At 63.0% G+C, this 21,606-nt stretch carries 18 protein-coding genes; 5 read left to right on the top strand and 13 right to left on the bottom strand.

What is annotated here, in order from left to right:
- Nucleotides 1-13: 13 nt before the first annotated feature.
- From WC739_RS01610 to WC739_RS01600, 3 genes are all read left to right on the top strand, one after another.
- Complete coding sequence (locus WC739_RS01610; RefSeq protein WP_372951256.1) at nt 14-1,435, top strand: MmgE/PrpD family protein; 1,422 nt, start codon at nt 14-16, stop codon at nt 1,433-1,435.
- Nucleotides 1,436-1,460: 25 nt separating this feature from the next.
- Complete coding sequence (locus WC739_RS01605; protein ID WP_224661569.1) at nt 1,461-1,847, top strand: carboxymuconolactone decarboxylase family protein; 387 nt, start codon at nt 1,461-1,463, stop codon at nt 1,845-1,847.
- A gap of 106 nt (nt 1,848-1,953) precedes the next feature.
- Nucleotides 1,954-2,691, top strand: coding sequence for an SDR family oxidoreductase (locus WC739_RS01600; RefSeq protein ID WP_372951255.1), 738 nt, complete (start codon nt 1,954-1,956; stop codon nt 2,689-2,691).
- A 60-nt stretch (nt 2,692-2,751) separates the two neighbouring features.
- Here WC739_RS01600 and WC739_RS01595 read toward each other — a convergent pair whose 3' ends face one another.
- From WC739_RS01595 to WC739_RS01570, 6 genes are all read right to left on the bottom strand, one after another.
- Nucleotides 2,752-4,245 carry a sugar ABC transporter ATP-binding protein gene (locus WC739_RS01595; RefSeq protein ID WP_372951254.1) on the bottom strand — a complete coding sequence of 498 codons (1,494 nt, stop codon included), beginning with the start codon at nt 4,243-4,245 and terminating at the stop codon, nt 2,752-2,754.
- A complete protein-coding gene (locus WC739_RS01590) occupies nt 4,242-5,354 on the bottom strand; it encodes a strictosidine synthase (protein ID WP_372951253.1) in 1,113 nt (370 codons plus the stop codon). The genes WC739_RS01595 and WC739_RS01590 overlap by 4 nt, the downstream gene beginning before the upstream one ends.
- A complete protein-coding gene (locus WC739_RS01585; RefSeq protein WP_372951252.1) occupies nt 5,351-7,471 on the bottom strand; it encodes an ABC transporter permease in 2,121 nt (706 codons plus the stop codon). The genes WC739_RS01590 and WC739_RS01585 overlap by 4 nt, the downstream gene beginning before the upstream one ends.
- Before the next feature lie 27 nt (nt 7,472-7,498).
- Nucleotides 7,499-8,503 carry a sugar ABC transporter substrate-binding protein gene (locus WC739_RS01580; protein ID WP_372951251.1) on the bottom strand — a complete coding sequence of 335 codons (1,005 nt, stop codon included), beginning with the start codon at nt 8,501-8,503 and terminating at the stop codon, nt 7,499-7,501.
- Between the two features lie 33 nt (nt 8,504-8,536).
- Nucleotides 8,537-9,514 (bottom strand): ABC transporter permease, encoded by a 978-nt coding sequence (locus tag WC739_RS01575; protein WP_372951250.1) that lies wholly within the window; start codon nt 9,512-9,514, stop codon nt 8,537-8,539.
- A gap of 817 nt (nt 9,515-10,331) precedes the next feature.
- On the bottom strand, nt 10,332-11,123 hold the full coding sequence (locus WC739_RS01570; RefSeq protein ID WP_372951249.1) for a LuxR C-terminal-related transcriptional regulator: 792 nt from the start codon (nt 11,121-11,123) through the stop codon (nt 10,332-10,334).
- A gap of 612 nt (nt 11,124-11,735) precedes the next feature.
- On the opposite strand from WC739_RS01570, the gene WC739_RS01565 reads away from it, so the two are divergent.
- Nucleotides 11,736-13,049, top strand: coding sequence for a polysaccharide biosynthesis/export family protein (locus WC739_RS01565; RefSeq protein ID WP_372951248.1), 1,314 nt, complete (start codon nt 11,736-11,738; stop codon nt 13,047-13,049).
- A gap of 186 nt (nt 13,050-13,235) precedes the next feature.
- The gene (locus tag WC739_RS01560; RefSeq protein ID WP_372951247.1) at nt 13,236-14,762 is read left to right on the top strand and encodes an O-antigen translocase; all 1,527 of its coding nucleotides are present in this window, start codon (nt 13,236-13,238) and stop codon (nt 14,760-14,762) included.
- On the opposite strand, the gene WC739_RS01555 is transcribed toward WC739_RS01560, so the two are convergent.
- The 7 genes from WC739_RS01555 to WC739_RS01525 all read right to left on the bottom strand — a co-directional run bounded on the left by WC739_RS01555 (nt 14,731) and on the right by WC739_RS01525 (nt 21,549).
- A complete protein-coding gene (locus WC739_RS01555) occupies nt 14,731-15,945 on the bottom strand; it encodes a DegT/DnrJ/EryC1/StrS family aminotransferase (protein ID WP_372951246.1) in 1,215 nt (404 codons plus the stop codon). The genes WC739_RS01560 and WC739_RS01555 overlap by 32 nt on opposite strands.
- Nucleotides 15,942-16,916 (bottom strand): NAD-dependent epimerase/dehydratase family protein, encoded by a 975-nt coding sequence (locus WC739_RS01550; protein WP_372951245.1) that lies wholly within the window; start codon nt 16,914-16,916, stop codon nt 15,942-15,944. Before WC739_RS01550 ends, WC739_RS01555 begins: the two co-directional genes overlap by 4 nt.
- A complete protein-coding gene (locus WC739_RS01545) occupies nt 16,913-17,629 on the bottom strand; it encodes a DapH/DapD/GlmU-related protein (RefSeq protein WP_372951244.1) in 717 nt (238 codons plus the stop codon). Before WC739_RS01545 ends, WC739_RS01550 begins: the two co-directional genes overlap by 4 nt.
- Nucleotides 17,619-18,752, bottom strand: a complete 1,134-nt coding sequence (locus tag WC739_RS01540; RefSeq protein WP_372951243.1) for a DegT/DnrJ/EryC1/StrS family aminotransferase — start codon at nt 18,750-18,752, stop codon at nt 17,619-17,621. The genes WC739_RS01545 and WC739_RS01540 overlap by 11 nt, the downstream gene beginning before the upstream one ends.
- The gene (locus WC739_RS01535; protein WP_372951242.1) at nt 18,749-19,786 is read right to left on the bottom strand and encodes a Gfo/Idh/MocA family protein; all 1,038 of its coding nucleotides are present in this window, start codon (nt 19,784-19,786) and stop codon (nt 18,749-18,751) included. The genes WC739_RS01540 and WC739_RS01535 overlap by 4 nt, the downstream gene beginning before the upstream one ends.
- A complete protein-coding gene (locus WC739_RS01530) occupies nt 19,783-20,289 on the bottom strand; it encodes an acyltransferase (protein WP_372951241.1) in 507 nt (168 codons plus the stop codon). Before WC739_RS01530 ends, WC739_RS01535 begins: the two co-directional genes overlap by 4 nt.
- 252 nt (nt 20,290-20,541) lie before the next feature.
- Nucleotides 20,542-21,549, bottom strand: a complete 1,008-nt coding sequence (locus WC739_RS01525; protein WP_372951240.1) for a glycosyltransferase — start codon at nt 21,547-21,549, stop codon at nt 20,542-20,544.
- Nucleotides 21,550-21,606 lie beyond the last annotated feature (57 nt).

Raw genomic sequence — 21,606 nt, 5'->3', positions numbered from 1 at the left:
TGGAGAGCGGCACATGACTACGCGCGCGATGGAACTGGCAGCCGCATTGGCCAACCTTGCCGCGCCGGTTTTCAGTCCGGCAACCTTCGGCAAAGCCAAGCTATGCCTGCTCGATTTTCTCGGCTGCGCGTTCGAGGCTTCGGAGCTGGAGCCCAGCCAACAGGCGGTCGCCGCGGTGTCGGCGGCGCCTGGCGGCCACATGATCGGCGAAAGCGCGACGGCGACACCGGCCGACGCGGCTTTCGTGAACGCCGTCAAGGGCCACGGCCTTGTCAGGGAAGACATGCACGCCGCGTCGGTTTGTCACCATGGCGTGGTCGTCTGGCCACTGCTGCTGGCCTTGGCGGAGACCAACACTGTTCACGGCATGGATTTGATCAAGTCGGCGGTGGTCGCCTACGAGGTCGGCGGACGTCTCGGACGGATGCTGATCGATCCCACGGTGTCGGCACTTTTCCGCCCGACGGGATTGGTCGCCCCCATCGGGTCGGCGTGCGGCGGCGCCTGGATGCTGAAACTCGACCAACAGCAGATGGCCGCGACGATTGCCCTGGCCGCGAACACCGCGTCCGGACTGAATCAATGGCCGCAAAGCGGCGGCTCGGACATGTTCTTCCATCCCGGCTTTGCCGCCCGCAACGCCTGGATGGCCGTTCGGCTGGCACAGTCCGGAGCCTTTGGAAGCCCCGACATACTGGAAGGCCGGTCGGGGTATTTTGCCGCGCTTGCGCGTCGGCCGATGCCTGGCCGGGTCGAACTCTTCCCCAATGGAGAGGCCGATATCCTGAACGTCTACCACAAGGCCGCGCCGGCCTGTAATTTCGCCCAGACCGCCTGCCAGACGGCCTTGAAGGTTGTGGAGATGATCGGCTCCGATGCCGCGCCGGTAGAGCGCATCCGCATCAGCGTGCCGGCTGCCGCGGCATCCTATCCGGGGTGCGACCGGACAGGACCTTTCGACCGGACGCTCCAGGCAAAGATGAGTATCCCTTTCGGCGTGGCGGCCGTGTTCGCGCATGGTCGGCTGTCCGAAGATATCTATAGGAATCTGGCCGATCCCGAGACGCAGCGCCTGATCGGTGTCAGCGAGCTTGTTGCCAGCCCGGATCTGACGGCACTGTTCCCTGGCCAGCAAGGCGCGGCGATCGATGTGGTTCTTGGCGACGGTCGCCAGCTCTCGATGGGCTTGCCCGACGTCGTGCCCGCTACGGAGGCGCAGGTGCGCGAACGCTTCCGCAGCGCCGCCGCCGCCATCGTCGGCGTCGCCGGGGCGGAGGCCATCGAAGAGTTCGTCGACAGGCTGGAAACCAGGAAGGATGCCGGCCGCCTGCTGTCGCTTTGCGCAGCCGGAGGGCCGGCCAAAAGGCAGCCAACGCGACCGGCCGCCCAAGGCGCCGGCAAAAGCGCGCGTGCGCCGTCCACACAGGCTTTATAGCAATCTCAAACCAGGAGCAGATTATATGTCCAAAGAAGTTCTCGAGCGTGGCTTGGCGATCCGCAAGGATGTGTTGGGCAAGGAGTTCGTGGAAAAGTCGTTTGCCGCTGCGGATGACTTCAACCGCCCGATGCAGGAACTCGTGACCGAGTATTGCTGGGGCGCGGTCTGGGGTCGCGAAGAGCTGCCCCGCAAGACACGCTCTATGCTGAACCTCGCCATGCTGACTTGCCTCAACAGGCCCCACGAACTCAAGATGCACGTCAAGGGCGCCCTGCGGAACGGCGTCACGCGCGAGGAAATCCGCGAAGTCTTCCTGCAGGCGGCGATCTATGCCGGTGTGCCCGCCGGGGTGGATTCGTTCCGCATCGGGCGCGAGGCCTTCGCCGAATTCGACGCCGAAAAGGCCTGATCAACGTCGTCTTGGCCGTCGAAGCGCAAATGGGATTGAGATGAGAAATACCAGATGCTGATCGGCGGCCAATGGGGCGTGAACAAGCTGTGGCGAGGCGAGTGACATGAACAGTGTGCAAAGGATCGCTTTCGTCACCGGTGCCGCGAGCGGCATCGGACGCGCCATCTGCACGAGCCTTCATGAAAAGGGTTGCCGTGTCGTGCTGGCGGATCGGCAGGAAGCCCAACTCGCCGCCCTGGCCGCCGAGCTCGGCGGCAATGTCTTTCCGCTCCACCTCGACATCGCCGACGGCGCCGCCGTCGCCGACTGCCTTGGCCGATTGCCGCCGGAATTCCGCGACATCGACATACTGGTGAACAATGCCGGCCATGACATCGGGGGGCGTAAGCGTTTCGATATCGGATCGGCCGACGACTGGGCGGCGATCATCGAGACCAATCTGATCGGCCTGATGCGCGTCACGCGGGCAATCCTGCCAGGCATGATCGAACGCGGCCGCGGCGACATCGTCAATATGAGCTCCATCAGCGCCATCCGGCTGGTGCCGGACCAGGCGCCCTACTCCGCCAGCAAGGCCGGCGTGCATATGCTGAGCGACATCATTCGCGGCGAACTGGCGGAAACCCCGATCCGCGTGACCGAGATATTGCCGGGACTTACCCGCACCAACATCGTCACGGCCCGCCACCGCGGCGACGAGGAAGCCGCCCGGGAATATTTCGAGCGGTTCGGCATGGCGCTTGACCCGGAAGACATCGCCCGCTGTGTCTTATTCGCGCTGGACCAGCCGCCGCACGTCCAGATCGCGCAGATGTTCGTGGTTCCCACCAACAGGTGGTAGGACCGGCGCGGTCGTTTCCTTCCTGTGCGTTGACGCTAAGTCCGGCTCTTCGTCGCTTCGTCAGTGGACGGCGGCGTACATGATCCGGCTTTCGGTCGCCTCGGCGACATCCATCTCCTCGACGATCCTTCCCTGCCGTGCCACCAGGATACGGTCCGACAGCGCCATGATCTCGGGCAGGTAGGATGAGATAACCACCACGGCCATGCCGCTGTCGGCAAGATCGTTGATGAAATTGTGAATCTCCACGATCGTGCCGACGTCGACGCCGCGCGTCGGTTCGTCGAGGATGACCAGCTTGGGCTTCTGGACAAGCGCCTTGGCCAGAACCACCTTCTGCTGATTGCCGCCGGAAAGTTCGATGACCCGGGCATCGGCGTCGATCGCCCGGACGCCCAGCCGTTTCGTCCATTCGACGGCCAGCTCCCGGCCCTGCCGCGGCGTTGTCGGCGTCAGAAGATTGTCGCCCTTGGCGAGGTCGCCGAGCTGGATATTGCCGGCGATGGTCATGGTTTCGAAGAAGCCCTCGATCTTGCGGTCCTCGGTGACGTAGACGATTCCGTCTCGCACCGCCGGTCGCGGCGTCCGGTAGCGGACCGGCCGGTCCTCGAAGCGCACCGTGCCGCCATGGAAGTAGTCACGCTTCAGCACGCCGGCGACAATCTTCATCGTCTCCGTGCGGCCGGCGCCGACAAGGCCGAACAGACCCGTAACCTGCCCTGCGAACACGGAAAACGATGTGTTGCGGACCGTATTGCCCATCGACAGGTTCTCGACGCTGAGGATCTTCCTGCCCATCGGGCGCGGCAGCCGGGCCTGGTCGGAATAGAGTTCGCCGGACAGGCTGCGTCCGACCATCGCCTGCACGATGCGTTCGCGATCGAACTTGCTCGTTTCATCGGTCACCACCACCTTGGCGTCGCGCATCACCGTAATGCGATCGGCCAGGTGCAAGGCCTCCTCGAGCGCGTGGCTGATGAAGATGATCGCCATGCCCTCTTCCTTCAGGCGGCGGGCAAGATTGAAGAAGTGGAACTTCTCTTCCGGCGTCAGCGTGGCGGTCGGTTCGTCGAAGATGATGAGCCGCGCGTTGTGGTGAACCGCGCGCGCGATCTCGACCAATTGCTTCTTGCCGGCCCCCAGGAAGGACACCTGAACGGTGGGATCGACGTAGAAATTGAGCGACAGAAGGTAACGTTGCGCCTGGATGTTCAATCCGCGCAACCGGTTGAACAGTTTCTCGTCGCCGAGGTAGATATTCTGGGCCACCGACATGGACGGCACCAGGTTGGTTTCCTGAAAGACCATCGCTATGCCGTGGCTGAGCGCGTCGGACGGGGACTTCAAGGTGGCTGGCTGGCCGTCCAGCAGCATCTCGCCGGAACTCGGCTGGTAGACACCGGCCAGCACCTTCATCAACGTCGATTTTCCAGCGCCGTTCTCGCCGAGGATGGCGTGTATCTCGCCCGGACGGATTTCAAAATCCACGTCGGAGATCGCCATCACGCCGCGGAAGTCTTTCGAGACGCCTCGCAATTGAACAAGCGGTGTCATGCCATGTGCCCCGCCAGTTCATGGATCGCCACGATCTTTCCCGATCCCTTGGCGCCAACAAGAAGCCGGCCTTCGACTTCGCAGAGCGAGGTCACGCCGTGCACAGCGCCATCGGCGCGGCTTTGATAGTTTCGCACCATGGCCATATCCTTGTCGCAGCGCACGACCAGACCCGTCGACCAGGCCGGCGACCAGGGCTTCAGCATGTTGAGCTTCTTGCGCGCGCCGCCCTGGATGGGTTCGAGGAAGCTTCTTCCGGTCGCATGGGAGGGCGCGATCCAATAGTCGGGTTCAATGGTTTCGATCATGCGCCGGCGATACGCGTCCTCCTTCAGCACGAACTCGACAAGGGGATTGCGCGGCGCGAACATGGCCAGCCAGAAGCCGCCCTGCGACGCCTGCGCGATGCGTCCGGGATAGGCGGGGAGCGAGCCGAGGGCGATGCGTTGGCCTGACCCGTCAATGCCCATCGAAAGGACACGATGGCGCCAGGCCTCCGAGACGAAGACACGGCCGTTCGAGACGATGATGCCGGATGGAAAGGCGAGCCCCGAGGCAATCGAGACGGCGCTGCGCGTACCGATGTCGACGCGCCAGACCGACCCGGCCGCGGTCTTGGTCATCAGGTCGCGCTTCCACTCGTGCGCTGGGTTACGTTCGGATCCCACCGCGACGAGCAAGGTGGAGCGATCGGCGAAAGCCATCGCCGTGACGCAGCGCGCATCGAGCTGGCCTGGATTGATCAATTCGGAGGATGCGCCGTCCGGACCCTCGACGCGGATGCCCTCGCCTTCGACGGCGACAGCCAGCAGGTCGCCGAAGGCAGCCATGCTGGTCACGGGTTTGCCCATGGCTCTCGACCGGCCGATGGAGAGCCCCTCGCCGTCATCCCCGGTCATTGCCGCCAGAGTGTGGATATCACTACCGACCGAACAGAGGACCTGTTGGCCGCAGGATACGAGGTTGTCGACGTCGGCGAGTTCCAGCAGCACCGGAGCCGCGTCGAGCTTCGCGTTCGGCCGCAGCGGACCGTCCATAGGCGGGACTGTGCTGCCGGTCAGGTCGAAGCCGCGGAAATTCGCCCAACCGCGCTTGATGGCACCGATCATGGGCGCGGCCCCCAATAGGCATCCTGCGCGCACCAGTTGGGGTCGGCATCTGGCAATTTGTAGCGGCCTATCCGGTTGTTCGAAACGCCGCCCAGATACAGCCATCCCTTGTGCTCTCGCATCGAGGTGATCATCGGGTGGTTGCGGCCACCGAGATCCCACAGATTGTCGAGGATCTCGCCCTTCTCATTGAATTTCACCACGCAGCCGGTGTTGATGTTCGGATAGAGCCACTGATCGGGCGCGACGCGGCGGGCCATGCGCTTGCGGAAACCGGGCATGCGCATGGCAAGATCAAGCGCCGGCCCGCGCATGCCGAGCAGCGCCAGCCAGTAATTGCCGTCGGACGACCGGTTGATGTTGTCGGGGTAGCCGGGCAGGCTGGAGATGACGCTCTCGGTCTTGCCCTTCTTGGGGCCGTCGAACCAGTATCTGCTGATGGAGCAGGTCCAGCTCTCAGCGAACATGAAGGATTGGCCGTCTGGGCACATGGTGACGCCGTTGGCGAAGACCAGCTTCGGAATTTCTGTGTGCGTCTTGCCGGTCCTTGGATCGTAACAGATCATGCGCCCGCTCGGCCGGCTTTCGAGGGCGTCGGTCGCCCAGTCCTCCTGCTCGTAGCGGATCGTCGCCTCGCTGAAGTAGATGCGCCCGTCGGGCGCGACATCGACGTCGTCGGCAAGGCGAAGCCGCGAATCGTCCACGATCGACGTCCAGCTCCTGTTCGTCTCGTCGGTGAGCTTGGTCACCGTTCTATCGGGCGCGACCTGGAACAGACCCATGCCGCCGATGCAGACGAGCAGGTTTCCGACGCGGTCGAACGCCATGCCCAGCGGATGGCCGCCAATATGAGCGAACACCTCGGATTTTTGGTGGTCGGGACCGAAGAACCGGACGATATCGCCGTGCCTCGTGCCGCAATAGAGATTGTCGTCGCGGTCGAGGATAACGTCTTCGGGACCCTCGATCTGTCCGAGCCCGATGATCTCCACGGAACGCAGGCGGTCGTTCAGCACATAGGGCGATCCGGGCGCGTCGACCTTCGGAGCCGGCGGCAGGGAGAGATAGGCGGGCGAGACGTAGACCTTGGCCAGAATGCGGTGGCGGTGCTTCTGCCAGCGCATGTCGACGAAAACGGCGGTGAGCAGGATCACCCCCAGGATGGTGGAGTTGATCGGACCGCTGATGCCGAGGTTGATCAGCCCGTTGGTGAGTATCAGCACCAGCAGGCTGCCAATGACCGCCTTCGCGACCGAACCGCGGCCGCCGCCGATCGCCGTTCCACCAAGGACGGCTGCGGTGAGGGCCTGCACTTCGAGCCCGACGCCGGTGTCGGAACCCGTGCTGCCGAGGCGCGCCGCGAAAAGGAAGCCGGCCAGCGCGCACATCGTGCTGGACGCGACATAGGTAAGGAACACCATGAACCGGACGTCGATGCCGGCGTTGAACGCCGAGCGCCGGGCGCCGCCGACGGCCGTGAGGCGCCAGCCGGGACGCATCCGCGACAGGACCAGGTGCCAGGCAAGAGCGATAATAAGCGTGATCACCAGCGAGGTGGGAACGCCAAGGATGGTGCCTTCGCCGATGAACAGCCAGAGATCGGACATCGAGAAGCCCGACATCATGGACGTGGACATCTTCACGAACACGATCTCATAGATCGAGCGAAAAATGATCAGGCTGACCAAGGTGGTCAGGAAGGCGCGCAGGCGCAGATAGCCCACAAGCACGCCATTGATGGCGCCGCAAAACACGCCCATCACGAGGATGCCGACCAGGACGACCGGTATCGGCAAGGCGTAGACATTCACCCCGATCAGCGAGAACAGGACAGCCAGCGAGAAGACGGAAGCGACCGAAAGGTCGATGCCGCCCGAGATCATCACGACTGTCAGGGCCAGCACGACAAGTCCGAATTCCGCGAACTGGCGGGCAAGGTCCGAAAGGCTCGACAGGGACAGGAAGTCGGGGATGATCGACCCCATCACCACGATCGTAATCACGAGCGCGGAAAAAGGAATCGCATTGTCGATCCAGCGCTTCGACAGTATCTCCCCGATCAGATGATCGGGGAGATAACGCGAGCGCAGGTAGGCGAATGTGTCGCTGCTGGCCATGATGATCTTGATATTCTCTTGTTCGGCCTACTTCAGCTGGTCGAGCTGCCAGCAGGTGCGCGGACCGATATTGTCCTTGGTCAGCAGCGTGAGCGGCGTGTAGTACGAGGTCTTGCTCTCTCCGGCCTTGGCCGGCGACAGCAGCGACTGCACGATCTGCTGGTTGATCGCGTTGCCCTGGAGGGGAACGTCGTAGCTGATGATCATGTCGAGCAGGCCCTTGCTGATGTTGTCGCAACCGATCTGGTTGCCGCCGCCCGAGGTCACGACATAGACGTCGTCGGCCTTTCCGGCAGCCTGGATCGCAGCGCCGGCGCCGACGTCCTGGTTGTCCCAGTTTCCGACGACGCCGCAGAGGTCGGGATGCTGCTGCAACACGGTCTCCATGATCGCACGGGCTTTGGCCGGGTCGTACTGGGCGGCCTGTTCCGACACGATCTTGATCGACGGATCCTTGGCGAAGGTCTGCTTGTAGGCGTACAGTTCATAAAGGTCGGACGCCGCCGTGGGCTGGCCGCGGATGATGGCGATCTTGCCGGATTTGCCCGAGCCGGCGCCGCACTGCTTGACCAGCGCATCGGCTTCGATATAGCCGACCCGCGACCAGTCGGCGCCGACATAGGCGTCGGTCGGAACGACGGATTCGAGATTGAGCTGGACGACCTTGATGCCGGCGTCCATGGCACGCTTCAGCAAGCGGGCGTAGGACTGCACATCTGGATTGTGCGCGATGATGAGGTCGGGCTTTTCGGCGATCAGGGCGGTCAGGGCCCGAGTGCCGGCATCCGTGCTCCAGTTCGGATCGCGGATTTCAAGCGTATAGCCAAGATCGGCCGCCTGCTTGCGCATGATGGCTGCCCACCCCTCCGTGAGGTCGAAACCCATCGCCAGTGGGATGAAGACGACGCGCTTTCCCTTCAGCCCGTCATAGAATGGATTGCGCGACGGATTATCCAGCCCGTCATCGGCATGTGTGGCGCTCACCAGCCCGAGGGCCATCAGGCCAGCGGCCAGGATAGTGCGAAATTTCATGGTTTCCTCCCGTTGAATCAAACACGTTCTAGTTCAGATGTCCCCTTGGCTTTGTTGCGAGGTCTGCTCGTCCCTGGGGTTGATGAAGCTGTCGACCATGATCGCGAGCAATAGGATCAGGCTCTTGATCAGGTTTTGCGTGGTATAGGTGATGTCGAGGATGGTCATGCCGTTGAGCAGGACGCCGACCAGCAGCGTCCCCACCAGCACGTTGCGCACGCCGCCGCGTCCGCCGCTCAGGCTTATTCCGCCCAGCACCACGACGAGCAGGACGTCGTAGATCATGGTGGAGTTGTAGACGCGCGTGCTCATGCCGGAGACCGCCGCCGCCATGACGATGCCGGCCAGGAAGGCGATCAGCGAACTCACGACATATTGCAGCACGATCAGCGGCCGCAGCGGCACACCGGTGATGCGGGCCGCCAGCGGATTGTCTCCGGCCGCGTAAACGAACCGGCCGAAACGAGTACGCATGAGCAGCAGCGCGATCAGCGCGGCGAGCACCGCGAAGGCGGCTATCGGCATCGGCAGGCCAAACAACAGACCGCGGCCCAGGAAGTCGAACCAGGCGACACCGGACGGCGTATTCTGCACGTCGATCTGAAACAGGAAGGCGCGGCCGGATCCGTAGATCACCAGCCCCATGGCCAGGGTCGTGAAGATCGCGGGAATGTCCGCATAGGCGATCAGTATGCCACTCGCCAGGCCGATGGCGACGGCAAGCAGAAAGCCATAGGCCAGGGCGGTGTCGAATGGCGTGCCCGCCTGCGCCATGGACAAGACCCAGGACAGGGAGACCACCATGGTGGCGATCATTGCGAGGTCGATTCCCCTGCCGATCACCACCAGCCCCATGCCAAGGCCAAGGATGCCAAGAATCGAGACGCTGCGCACGAGCGCGATAAGGTTGCCCGCGGTCAGGAAATTGTTGAGCAGCACCGCGAAGACAGCGAACAGCGCAACGGCCAGCGCGAACACCACGCCCTCCTGCGACAATCGCACCTTCCCCATTTCGGACCTCCCAGACCGGCCGATGTCGATCCGTGAAGCGAACCTGCGCGATCGGCGTCGAGCTGGAACCAACATCCCTTTTTTGGAGAGGGCTAGACAGACCCGCGCATGGAATATCAGTTATGTTGGCTGGCGGCTTTACGGCCAGGGGCGGCGTCATCCCGGCAGCCGCGTAGCACCGGTTTCAGCCTCACCGCCGCCGTGGGATATTGGGAAAGCCTCGACCGCCGCGGTGATGATTGTTGCAACCAGCTCCCGCCCGCCCATTCCCATGGGCACGTTGCAGCAAAGTCGCCCCTGCGCCGCGCCCGAGGCCCCGAAAGCCGACCCGTTGCGATCTTGGCCTGCTAACGGCCAGGACCGAACATGGCGTCAACCTCGTCGGCGGTGAACTCGAGTGTGTAGAGGTAGGTCGACTTGTCCCGATAGATGCTGTTAGCAGCCACGGAGACGATGATCCGATCGCCATATCTGCTGATGGCAGACGTGGTGAGAGGCTCGTCGAATATGGTTTTGGCGTCGCCTCCCCGCTTAGCGGGTCGCACTTGCAGTTGCATATTAGACCCCCGTCCAATGCGTTCGCCGAGCCAATCTACCACAATGCAGAACTTTGACACCCTCATTTGAGTGTTTATTCACGCCTGAGTTGCGTTACTCATAGGAATGCCTGTTTACGAATTCACATCCCCAAGGCTTGACGGCGATCAACTCGGCCTGGCCGTGAGCACGTCGGACCTTTGCGTGACCCGAGATGACTTGGTTTGACGCTGAATTGATCCTGTCGTCGCCAGCAATCCCGCCCATTGACCAGATGCGTTCAGGGTTCGTCCGCGCGGGGTGCTGGCGAGCTTTCGCGCCGCGCTTCAAAGTCGCGGAAGCGCGCTGCGGCTTCGGTTCTGTTGTGGGTTCCAAGCTTGCTGATGATGTGGTGGATGTGAATCTTGACCGTATTCTCCGAAAGACGAAATTGCACCGCGATCTGCTTGTTCTGCAGCCCCCGTGAGACCATGCTCAATATCTGCATCTCACGGGGAGTAAGGTCGGTGAGACGCGCGCCTCCGGCGGGAGGTTCCGCCGTTGCTGGAATAGCCGACGTCACCGCGGTTACTCCGGCGTCAATCTCCTTGGCGTAGGTGTGCAGCATGGCGGCTGGAAAATATTCGCCCCCGCGCAGCATGAGCCTCACGATGGAAAGCCATACGTCAAGCGCAAGGTTCATCGGCAGCACGCCCCTGACCAATGGCGAATTCTGTATTTCAGGAAAGCTGCAAGCTGGATTGTGAGCGTCTGGTTCGATCATCGCCACCAGAGCCCGAGGATGGCGGTTCAGAATTTGCGCCGATAGCTCCTCGGCGCTCTTGAGGCGCTGGCAATCCAGGAGAATCAAGGCGACGGGATGGCTGAAGTCTCGACAGATCGACTCGACGCTATCTACACGTTCGATAACCAGCCACGGAAATTCGCGCTCAAGCGCAAAAATCAGATTGTTTGAAACGGCGCCATCGTCCGTCACGAGCAGGATCACCTGCTTCGCCTCCATCAACCTGGCCGCGGTGTTCGCGCCTTGAGGCGGCGCCTGGTCTTGTGATTCCACCACCAAACTCGACATTTGTTACGGATTTTCCCCACGCAACCGGATTCGCCGCCAAATTCGGTTAGTCCGGTTCAGCCTCCAAGGTATGGCCATCCGTTGAAAGTCGCGACGGCTCTTTAGGCTAGCAACGGCCATCCGTTTTGGCATGGGTCGGCGCGGAAGAGACCCAATCGGATTAGCATCGTAAATCCGGTGGCGCATCATATCGCCGGTGAAAACGGCGGCCGCATCCAACGAGCAGCGCCGTGCAGGAGCACGGGCCATAGCCATGTCCGTCGTGGCCCACGGGCCTGGCGGCCGCACGAAACGAGAGTGGCTTAATTGGTTTCCCCCGACGAGTCGCCTTCGCAATTCAGGCAAGCGCCGCCACGTAGCCGACCCGGAAAGCTTCACGCGATTGGAGAATGTGCGTTGTTTGCCTACCCATAAGGATGAGCCGACCTCTCCCGATAAGCGCCTAGCAACGTCGGATCATCTGCATCATTGCTAGGGCATTGTCGTGCCTTTCCGTCACCATTTCCAGTTCCGATAAGCTCGGCAACCAGCAAGTGGTGTAGGCGGCAAGACCTATTTCTGGCCCGTGTTGGACCAGGTATGAACCGCCGGCGACGGGCTCCGGAGCAATCGATGAACGTTTCTCGCCGGATCCTGGCCAGCCATTTCCGCATGATGACGGTGGTCCTCCTGCTCGCCTGCGCGATTGCGTGGGAGCCCGGTCAAGCCGTGGCGGACGGGATCCGCCTCCCCCAGCAGACAAAGCTGCGCGTGACCGTATTGCAGTGGATGCCGATGAAAGGCGTATATGAGGAGTGGACGGCGCTTGGCGGTGAATTCGTCGTGTCGAATGCCGGAACCATCGTGCTGCCCGTGGTCGGAACGGTGTCCGTGGGCACCATGGACACCGCCGGGCTGGCCGAGGAGATCTCCACCCGCATCCAGGCCAAGACGGAGTTGGTCAGCAAGCCGGACACGACCGTGCAGGTGCTTGAATACCCGCCGATCTATGTGGTCGGCGATGTGACCAAGCCGGGTGAATACCAATACCGACCCGGACTAACCGTCCTGCAGGCGATCGCCTTGAGCGGCGGCGAGTTGCAGCCGAGCGAGAGCCAGGCGACGGATGAGATCCGATTGGTCGGCGAACTGCAGGGATATGAGGCCGGGATATTGCGGGCGGAGGCTCGCATAGCAAGATTGCAGGCGGAAATGACGGGTTCGCCCGAGATCAGCTTTCCTGCGCTGCATGCCGGCGAGGACAGTGCGCTGGCGGCCGAGGTCTTTGGCCAGGAACGCATCATATTCGCCGCGCGCGCCAACGAGATCGATCGCCAGTCCAAATCACTTTCCGAATTGCGCGACCTTTTCTCGGCCGAGATCGACGTTCTCGAAGAAAAGATCAAATCCGCCGATATGGGCATCAAATCCGCCGAACAGGAGCTGAACGCCGTCAAAACCCTTGTCGACAAAGGATTGGCCATCGCGTCGCGGCAATCGGATCTGGAGCGGGCCCTGGCGAATTACCGGGCCGACCGGCTCGACCAGGTAACCGCGATCATGCGGGCACGGCAAAACATAACGGAATCGACACGAAACCTCGAGGGCCTGCATGACAAGCAGCAGACCGAGGTTGCGGCCCAGATGCAGAACGAACAGGCCAATCTGGACCAGTTGAAATTGACGCGCGACATTTCGCAAAAGCTCCTTCTCGACCTGCTGGCCAAAAAGAACCGGCTGGCCCTATCCGGCACGCCGGGCGGGGCGGAGATGACCATAAAGAGGCACGATGGCGGCGTGGAAACCGTCACCGCAGCTTCAGAATCCACATTGCTCGGGCCGGGCGACGTGGTCGAGGTCAAACTGGCGAAGGGGCGGGCCGGTTTGCCCGATATGACGAACGAGGCCTCGCTCGGAAAGGCCCCGTCCGATGGCGCCAGCCAATAATGGGATCGAAATGCTTGCGAACGCGAAGCCTCGCCATCCGCGACCGAGGGTCGCCCCCCAATCCGCCGGTCAGGCCATGACGGGCCGGCTCCGCTTCTATCCGTGCGTCACTGCATCAGGTCCCGGTGTTGCGCGACACCCGTCCTCCAGTGCCCGCTGCCTGGCGGCGAAGGGCTGAAGGCCGACATGGTGACCGACAACCCGACATTCACGGTCTCGCGCGCCCCGCGAGGGCATACCTACACGCAGATCCTGAAATCCACGGCCATCATCGGCGGGTCCTCCCTCGTCAACATCGGCTTTGCGATTATCCGCAACAAGGCCATGGCGCTGTTGCTCGGGCCTGGCGGCGTCGGCCTGATGGGCCTCTACACATCAATCGCCGATCTCGCCCAGACGCTGGCTGGCCTGGGCATCCAGGTGAGCGGCGTACGCCAGATCGCCGAGGCGGCCGGCGTCGACGACACGTCGCGCATCACCCACATAGCGACGGCCCTGCGCCGCATTTCCATCGTCCTGGGCGTCGCCGGCGGCTTGCTGCTCGCCGCCCTCGCCCTTCCTGTCGCGGAGTTCACCTTCGGGGACCGAAGCCACTACGCCGGCGTGATCCTGCTGGCGGCGGCCGTGTTCTTCCGCCTGGTCTCGGCGGGTCAGATCGCACTCGTGCAAGGCATGCGGCGCATCTCCGACCTCGCCCGCATCAACATGCTGGCGGCTTTCTTCAGCACGGCGATCAGCATCCCGATGATCTACATGTTCGGGCAAGACGGCGTTGTTCCCGCACTGGTCGCCATGGCCGCTGTATCGATCCTGACCTCATGGTGGTTCGCCAGGAAAGTCGAGGTCGAGCCTGTCACCATATCCACAAGGCAGATCGGCAACGAAGCCGCCGCGCTGCTCAGGCTGGGCCTTGTGTTCATGGCAAGCGGATTGCTGACGGCGGGCGCTGCCTATGCCATCCGGATCATCGTGCTGCGCCATGAGGGCGTCGAGGCCGCCGGCCTTTACCAGGCCGCCTGGGCGCTCGGCGGTCTCTACGCCGGCTTTATCCTGCAGGCGATGGGCACCGACTTCTATCCTCGGCTGACAGCGGTCGCGAATGACAATGAGGAATGCAACCGCCTGGTGAACGAGCAGGCGCAGGTCAGCATCCTGCTGGCCGGGCCCGGATTGATCGGCACGCTGACGATCGCGCCGGTGGTGATGACCTTGTTCTATTCGCCGGCCTTCCACCCGGCGGTCGAACTGCTGCGCTGGATATGCCTTGGCATGATGCTGCGCATCGTGTCCTGGCCGATGGGCTTCATCGTGCTGGCGAAAGGCAATCGGCGGATCTTCTTCTGGACAGAGGTCGCGGCCACAGTGGTGCATGTCGGCCTGGCGTTTCTGCTGGTCACGCATGTCGGCCTGGTCGGCGCGGGCGCGGCTTTCTTCGGCCTCTATATCTGGCACAGTGTGCTGGTCTACTTCCTGGTGAACAGGCTCAGCGGGTTTCGCTGGTCAGCCACCAACCTTCGGCTCGGCCTGGTCTTCCTGCCGGCGGCGGCGATCGTGTTCGCCGTGTTCTTCCTGCTGCCGTTCTGGCCGTCGACGGCGGTCGGCGGCGTCTTCACCGTGCTTACCGGTCTCTATTCGCTGAGGATGCTCGTCAGGCTGCTGCCGCGAGAGGCTTTCCCGGCGGTCATCCGGCGCTGGCTGCCAGATCCATCCTGACAGACCGCTTGCGGCGGGGCACGATATTTCCGAGGACCGCGTCGAGCGCCTCGGCTACCCGGCTTATGTCGTCGTCGGACATCTGGGTGAAAACAGGAAGGATGATCGATCCTGCCTGCGCCTTCTCGCTCTGCTCGAGTGAGGAAGCACGGCGGCTGGAAGCAGGGTCGCGATAGGCGGGTTCGAGATGGATGTTCATCACGCCGCGGCGCGTCGAGATGCCCTGGTCGAGCAGCGTCTGCATCACCGACCGCTGATCGGCGCCGGCGGGCAGCGAGACGCAATAGCTCTGCCAATTGCTGCGACACCAGTATGGCTCCGCCGGCGTTCCCAGACCGGGCACCTGCCCCAGGAGTTCGCCGTAATGCGCCGCGATCCGGCGGCGGGTTGCAACGATCTCCGGGAGCTTGCGCAATTGCTCGCGCCCGATAGCGGCCTGGACGTCCGTCATGCGATAATTGTAGCCGAGCTCGGGATAGCTTTCGTAGATGACGGCATTCGAACTGTGCCGCACGGTGTCGGCGACGCTCATCGCATGTTGGCGCCAAAGTCTGAACTTCGCGTCATAGTCCGGGTTGGCCGTGGTCAGCATACCACCGTCGCCCGTAGTCATCACCTTGCGGGGATGAAACGAGAAGCAGGCAATATCGCCATGCGGCTTTCCGATCCGTTCCCACCTTCCGTTCCAGAGGATCTCGCTGCCGACGGCGCATGCCGCGTCCTCGATAAGCGGAATAGAGTGCCGCGACGCGAGGTCGACCAACCGCGCCAGATCGCATGGCATGCCCAGTTGATGAACGCACAGGATAGCCTTGGTGCGCGGCGTGATGGCGGAACCGACCAGCTCCGGATCGATGTTGTAGCCGTCGGCGGCAATGTCGACGAAGACCGGGCGGGCTCCGCAATAGCGGATGGCGTTGGCCGTCGCGATGAAGGAGTGGCTGACGGTGATGACTTCATCGCCGGGGCCGACCCCGACGGCCTTCAGGGCCAGATGAAGGGCAGTGGTGCAGTTGGAGACGGCGCAGGCATGAGGCGCGTCGACGAAGGCGGCGAATTCGGCTTCGAACGCCGCGACCTCCGGACCTTGGGTGACCCAGCCCGAGAGGATGACTCGGCGCGCGGCATCGGCCTCATGCTCGTCGAGAACCGGCTTGGCGACGGGAATCTGCGGGAGGCTCATTCCGCGGCCACCTGTGCAATCGCCTGTTCCTGCCGCCACCAGGCGACAAGATCGCGCAACCCGTTCTCGAGCCGGATGCTCGCCTCGAAACCAAGCAGGGCCTTGGCCTTTCTCAGATCGGCAAGCCTGCGCGTCACGCCGTTGACCGCCCGCGCCGGCACGTGCACGGGCTGCAGCTTGGAGTCCATCACCTTGCCAAGCATCTGCGCCAGCTGGAGAAGACTGACCTCCATGCCGCTCGCCACATTGAAGACTTCGTCCGTGACATCGGTTTTCGCTGCCAGGACATTGGCGCGGGCGATGTCGTGGACATGGACGAAATCCATCGTCTGAGAACCGTCGCCATGGATGACCGGCGGTTGGCCGGCGGCGATGCGTTCCATCCACCGGATGAGAACTTCGGTGTAGGCACCGTGGACATCCATGCGCGGCCCATAGACGTTGAAGTAGCGCAGCGCGACGTAACGCAGCCCGTACATCTCTGCGAAGGACCGCAGAAGCCCTTCGTTGAAGGCCTTCGCGGCGCCGTAGATCGTCCGATTGTTATAGGGGTGGTGATCCTCGGTGGTTGGAAAGCTGTCGGCGAGACCGAGAACCGAAGCGGAAGACGCCGCGACGACTTTCGATACGCGCGCGGCCACGGCGGCCTCAAGGACGTTCAGCGTGCCGCCGGCCAGCACGTTGAAGGCAAGTCGGGGCTCCTCGGCACATTGGGTGATGCGGATCGCCGCCTGGTGGAACACGACATCCACGCCGGCGAACAGCCTTTCCAGCAAGTCGCGATCCTGGATGTCCCCCTCGACGATGTTGAGCCGGCCCGTCGACATCGCCTGGGCCAGGTTTTCGCGCCGCCCGCGCACGAAATTGTCCAGGATGATAATCTCGCGGGGCGCTTCCCTTGCGACGAGGTCGGCTATGTGAGAGCCGATCAGGCCCGCCCCGCCGGTGATCAGAATGCGTTTGTCCTTCATGAAGTTCCCCCTGATTTGCCCCGCATCAGCTCCGTTTCGTCGCGCCAACGCAGGAATTTCGCCGGCACGCCCGCCACCACGGCGAATGGCGGCACGTCCGCCACGACGACCGCGCCGGCGCCGATAATCGCCCCCTTCCCGATGGTGACGCCCGGAAGGATGGTGGCGCCTGTGCCGATATCGGCCCAGTCGCCGACACGCACGGGGCGGATGTCGAGATCGGTCTGGATGATCGGCTTGTCGGCGGGCAAGCCCGTGTGCTCGGATCCGAGGATCTTCGAGCCCGGCCCGAAACCGACGCAGTCCCCGATATCCAGATGTCTGGCGTCGAGAAATACCTGCGGGCCGATCCATGTGTTGTCGCCGATGACGCACAGGCCGTCATACCGGCCCTGGACAATGGCCTGGGCGCCGATGAAGACACCGGCGCCGATGCGGAACGTCTCTGCATGCTTGAACGCGGCGCCCGATCCCACCTGCAATCCTGGGCCGCAGCTTGTGGCCAGGGCGCGCCAGATGACGCGTCGCATGGTTGCATCGATGAAGCCGTCGCCGGCGGCAAATCGCCCGTAGAGATCCACGAGCCCCTGGTTGCCGTAGGCGTCGCGCAACGCATTGGCGAAATCAGGCGCGAAATGCGGATCGGCCGCCGCCGTCCGTCGGCCGTGCACGGCCGGCACGATCCTGCTCAGCGATCCGGCGTTAGCGGGCATGGGCGGCACGCAGCTTGAGCGTGGGCATGGTCGCTTGCCTGATGATCTGGACGACGGACGCCACCTGGTCGGCCGTCAGGTCGGGATGAAGCGGCAGGGACAGAACCTGGCGCGCCGCCTTTTCGGAAACGGGAAAATCACCGGCCCGGTGTCCGAGCTCGGCATGCGCCGGCTGCATGTGGACGGGGATCGGATAGTGCAGGCCGGTCTGGATGCCGGCGGCATCGAGGCTCTGGCGCAAGCCGTCGCGATCCGCGGAGCGGATGGCAAAGATATGATAGACGTGCCGTCCGTCCAGGGGTTCGGACGGAACGTCGACCGTCCCAAGCTCGTCAAGCAATGCGGTGTAGAGACGCGCGTATGCCCGGCGCGCCGCCGTCCATTGATCGAGATGGCGAAGCTTCACCCGCAAGATTGCACCCTGAATGGCATCCATGCGGAAGTTGAAGCCCTTCAGCCTATGATGATAGCGCTGCTCCTGTCCCCAGTCGCGCAGCGTCGCGACCGTCTGGGCGATGTGCGGATCGCTGGTGACGACGATGCCCCCCTCACCACACGCGCCGAGATTTTTTCCGGGATAGAAGCTGAAGCAGCCCGACTGGCCGATGCTTCCCGCCCGTTGCCCGCGATAGTCGGCGCCATGCGCCTGGCACGCGTCCTCGACGACCTTCAGATCATGCTCGAGCGCGATATCCATGATCGGCGCCATATCGGCCATGCGGCCGTATAGATGGACTGGCAGAATAGCCTTGGTGCGCGGCGTGATCGCGGCCCTGATCCGTTTGGGATCCATTGTCAGGCTGTGCGGATCGACATCGACGAAGACCGGACGCGCGCCGACATAGCAAATCGCAGCCACACTGGCGACGAAGGTGAAGGGAACGGTTATGACCTCGTCGCCCGGGCCCACCCCGGCCGCAAGCAGCGCCAGATGCAACGCGCTGGTTCCGGTGTTCACCGCGATAGCGTGCTTCGTTCCGCAATAGGCCGCGAACTCGCGTTCGAAATTCGCCACCTCCTCGCCCAACACATAATGTCCGGACGCGAGCACGCCGAGCACGGCGTCGTCTATTTCGGTCTTGATCGAAGCGTACTGCGCCTTGAGATCGAGGAAAGGAATCATGCCACCCGCCTGACAGGCTCGAGTTCAACGACGCGGCCGCGCTGGGCAAGCGACAAGGTCGCGGCTTCCAGGATGCGGACAACCCTTAAGCCGGCATGCCCATCCGCCAACGGCGTTTCGGCGTGCTCGACGCAGCGGATGAATTCCTTCAATTCGGTACCGAGCGCTTCGCTCATGTCGAGATGGGGGGCCCACATGTCGCCGCTGCGGTATCCCACCAGCGCCTGGCGCACCGCTTCGCCATTGGCCTGCGAACCGCCATTCAGCGTGATGCCCTTGTCGTAGATCTTTATCTTCTCGCTGGGCTCCAGATCGTCATAGACGATCATCTTGCGGCTGCCGCCGATGAGTGTCCTGCGGACCTTGACCGGGGCCAGCCAGTTGACATGGACGTGGGCGATCAGATTGCTGTCGAAAAGCAGGTTGAGATAGGCGATGTTCTCCGGCTCGCCGGCGATATGGCTCATCCCGGTCGCCGAAACGGCCACCGGGCGCGACGGCAGGACATAGTCCATGATCGAAAGGTCGTGGACGGCAAGGTCCCAGACCACGCTCACATCGTGCTGGAAAAGCCCCAGATTCACGCGGACGGAATCGTAGTAGTAGATCTCGCCGAGACCGCCGTCGACGAGTTCACGCATCTTCCGCACCGCGCCCGTGTGGACGAAGGTGTGGTCGACGGCCAGCACCAGCCGGCGGCGTGCGGCCTCATCGACCATCTTCTGGGCCTCTTCCGAGGAGGCCGCGATCGGCTTCTCGACAAAGACATGCTTGCCCGCCATCAGCGCGCTCATCGCCAGCCTGAAGTGGGTCGTGACCGGGGTCGCGATGGCGACCGCATTTATGCGAGGATCGCGCAGGATCGACTCGTAGTCGTCGGTGATCGACACGCCGGGATAGCGGCCCTGGACGGCGGCAAGCCGATCCTTGTTGACATCGCATACCGCCAACAGCTCGGCGCCGGCGGCCTCTGAGAAATTGCGCACGAGGTTCGGGCCCCAATAGCCGTAGCCTACTACTGCCACGCCGATCATGGCGCTTCTCCCACAACCCGGATGCGCTGTGGCGCGTCCCTCGATCTGCCCACGACGACCGCCGGGACGCCGGCAACTACTGCGAAGGCCGGCACGTCGCGGGTGACCACGGCGCCGGCGCCCACCAAGGCGCCCTCGCCTATGGTCACGCCGGCCAGGATGGTGGCGTTGCTGCCGATCGAGGCGTGCCGCTCCACGACGGTGGGAATGACGGACCAGTCATCGTCGGTCTGAAGTTCGCCTTCATCGGTGACCGCCCGGGGATAGGGATCGTTGGTGAACATGACGCCATGCCCGATGAAGACGCCGTCCTTGAGCGTAACGCCCTCGCAAATGAAGGCATGGCTGGAGATCTTGCAGTTGCCGCCGATGACGGCGTTGCGCTGAATTTCAACGAAGGTGCCGATGCGCGTCCCCTGGCCGATGCTGCAGCCATAGAGATTGACCAGATCCGGATGGTGGATGACCACGTCTTCGGACAGGATGACGGTTGGGGAAATCATCTTGCCTGGGCTCTCCTGTTGCCTCTGGTCCGATCGCGGAACCGGTCGATGCCAATGGAGACACCAGCCCTCCCGCTTCACGTTTTCAGCGGGGTCCCGACCGAAACTCCGTGCCAACGAAATGACCTTTCAGCTGTCGAGTAAATTGAAGAAAACGCGGTATCTCGATCTCCCAAAGGGGTAGCGACCCTGTCGGGATCCGCATGAGCAGCCGCTTTTAGGATGACCTCTCCGACGAGCCCCGGCGCAAGATCAACGCGAGGGCTGGACCCCCCGCAGCAGGGTGGCTTTTGCTGAGCTCAACGCACGCCAGCCAGCGTGTCCAACGGCGCGCTTGCAGGCCAGCTTGGCCCAGGGCCACGTCCTGCCGACATCAGGCGAGACCTCCAGCGCGAACGCGGCGATCGCGTCGGCGGCCTCGAGACTGCCCGCGTTGAATGCCATGCTGGCCCTGCCAACGGCTTGGCGGGCAAGCGAACGCAGCAGCATGCGCCTGAGGCCGGGATCGCCGGCGAGCGGCCGGCCACCCGTGGCGAAGAAGGCCGCGAGGGCCTTCCTGCGTTCCCGAAGGTCCGACAGCATGTTGTCGGCCGCGTAGGCGAGCGACATATTCGCGTCATGCCGGCGATAGACGGCTTGATCGCCGTTGATGAAGCCGACCGCGCCATGGGAAGCCAGCCTGAGCCACATCTCCATATCACCGCTATGGGGAAGCTCCGGCCGATAGCCGCCGACACGTTTCTGTAGCGTCGTTCTCACCACCGCCGTGGGCGTCGGTACGATGTTGCCGGCGCCGCTCCTGCCGGCAAAGTCGGCGCCCGACATGACGATGGTCGGTTCGTCGCGGCTTCCGAGGGGAAAGATCGCTTCGGTCCGATCGCCGGGGTGCAGGATAACGGCGTTGCCGAAGGTGAATCCGATGTCGGGCCTGTCGTCCATGAGCTTGCAGGCGCGACCAAGCGCATGCGGAAGAAGGTAATCATCAGCCGAAAGGAGAAGCAGGTAGTCCGCCGACGCCCACTCGATACCCTCATTGTAGGTGGCTATGTGCCCCCGGTTGACCGCATGCCTCCGAAAAGTGACTCTGCCGTCCCCTCGGGCAAGCGCCTTGCCTACCTCTTCAGTATTGTCCGGCGAAGCATCATCTATAATAAGGATGCGAACATCGGTATTATCTTGCGATAATATGCTTTCAACACACTCGACCAGGAAGTGAGCGTATCTGTAACAAGGCACGATAATATCGACGGAGTGCGCCAACTAACCCTCCCGTGATTGAAAATCGACTGACAAATCGTCGACTACCATTCTTTCGCG

Source organism: Mesorhizobium sp. (assembly GCF_041661565.1).
Lineage (GTDB): Bacteria > Pseudomonadota > Alphaproteobacteria > Rhizobiales > Rhizobiaceae > Mesorhizobium.
This window is presented reverse-complemented; position numbering and strand designations above follow the sequence as displayed.

Coding starts and splice junctions, on each gene's coding strand:
- WC739_RS01590 (WP_372951253.1), bottom strand. CDS start 5,354: ATGATCGGTGCCATCAAGCGCGGTTGGGCGAATTTCCGCGGCTTCGAC.
- WC739_RS01605 (WP_224661569.1), top strand. CDS start 1,461: ATGTCCAAAGAAGTTCTCGAGCGTGGCTTGGCGATCCGCAAGGATGTG.
- WC739_RS01545 (WP_372951244.1), bottom strand. CDS start 17,629: ATGCCCGCTAACGCCGGATCGCTGAGCAGGATCGTGCCGGCCGTGCAC.
- WC739_RS01560 (WP_372951247.1), top strand. CDS start 13,236: ATGGTGACCGACAACCCGACATTCACGGTCTCGCGCGCCCCGCGAGGG.
- WC739_RS01585 (WP_372951252.1), bottom strand. CDS start 7,471: ATGGCCAGCAGCGACACATTCGCCTACCTGCGCTCGCGTTATCTCCCC.
- WC739_RS01595 (WP_372951254.1), bottom strand. CDS start 4,245: ATGACACCGCTTGTTCAATTGCGAGGCGTCTCGAAAGACTTCCGCGGC.
- WC739_RS01575 (WP_372951250.1), bottom strand. CDS start 9,514: ATGGGGAAGGTGCGATTGTCGCAGGAGGGCGTGGTGTTCGCGCTGGCC.
- WC739_RS01550 (WP_372951245.1), bottom strand. CDS start 16,916: ATGAAGGACAAACGCATTCTGATCACCGGCGGGGCGGGCCTGATCGGC.
- WC739_RS01535 (WP_372951242.1), bottom strand. CDS start 19,786: ATGATCGGCGTGGCAGTAGTAGGCTACGGCTATTGGGGCCCGAACCTC.
- WC739_RS01555 (WP_372951246.1), bottom strand. CDS start 15,945: ATGAGCCTCCCGCAGATTCCCGTCGCCAAGCCGGTTCTCGACGAGCAT.
- WC739_RS01530 (WP_372951241.1), bottom strand. CDS start 20,289: ATGATTTCCCCAACCGTCATCCTGTCCGAAGACGTGGTCATCCACCAT.
- WC739_RS01570 (WP_372951249.1), bottom strand. CDS start 11,123: ATGTCGAGTTTGGTGGTGGAATCACAAGACCAGGCGCCGCCTCAAGGC.
- WC739_RS01565 (WP_372951248.1), top strand. CDS start 11,736: ATGAACGTTTCTCGCCGGATCCTGGCCAGCCATTTCCGCATGATGACG.
- WC739_RS01580 (WP_372951251.1), bottom strand. CDS start 8,503: ATGAAATTTCGCACTATCCTGGCCGCTGGCCTGATGGCCCTCGGGCTG.
- WC739_RS01610 (WP_372951256.1), top strand. CDS start 14: ATGACTACGCGCGCGATGGAACTGGCAGCCGCATTGGCCAACCTTGCC.
- WC739_RS01600 (WP_372951255.1), top strand. CDS start 1,954: ATGAACAGTGTGCAAAGGATCGCTTTCGTCACCGGTGCCGCGAGCGGC.
- WC739_RS01540 (WP_372951243.1), bottom strand. CDS start 18,752: ATGATTCCTTTCCTCGATCTCAAGGCGCAGTACGCTTCGATCAAGACC.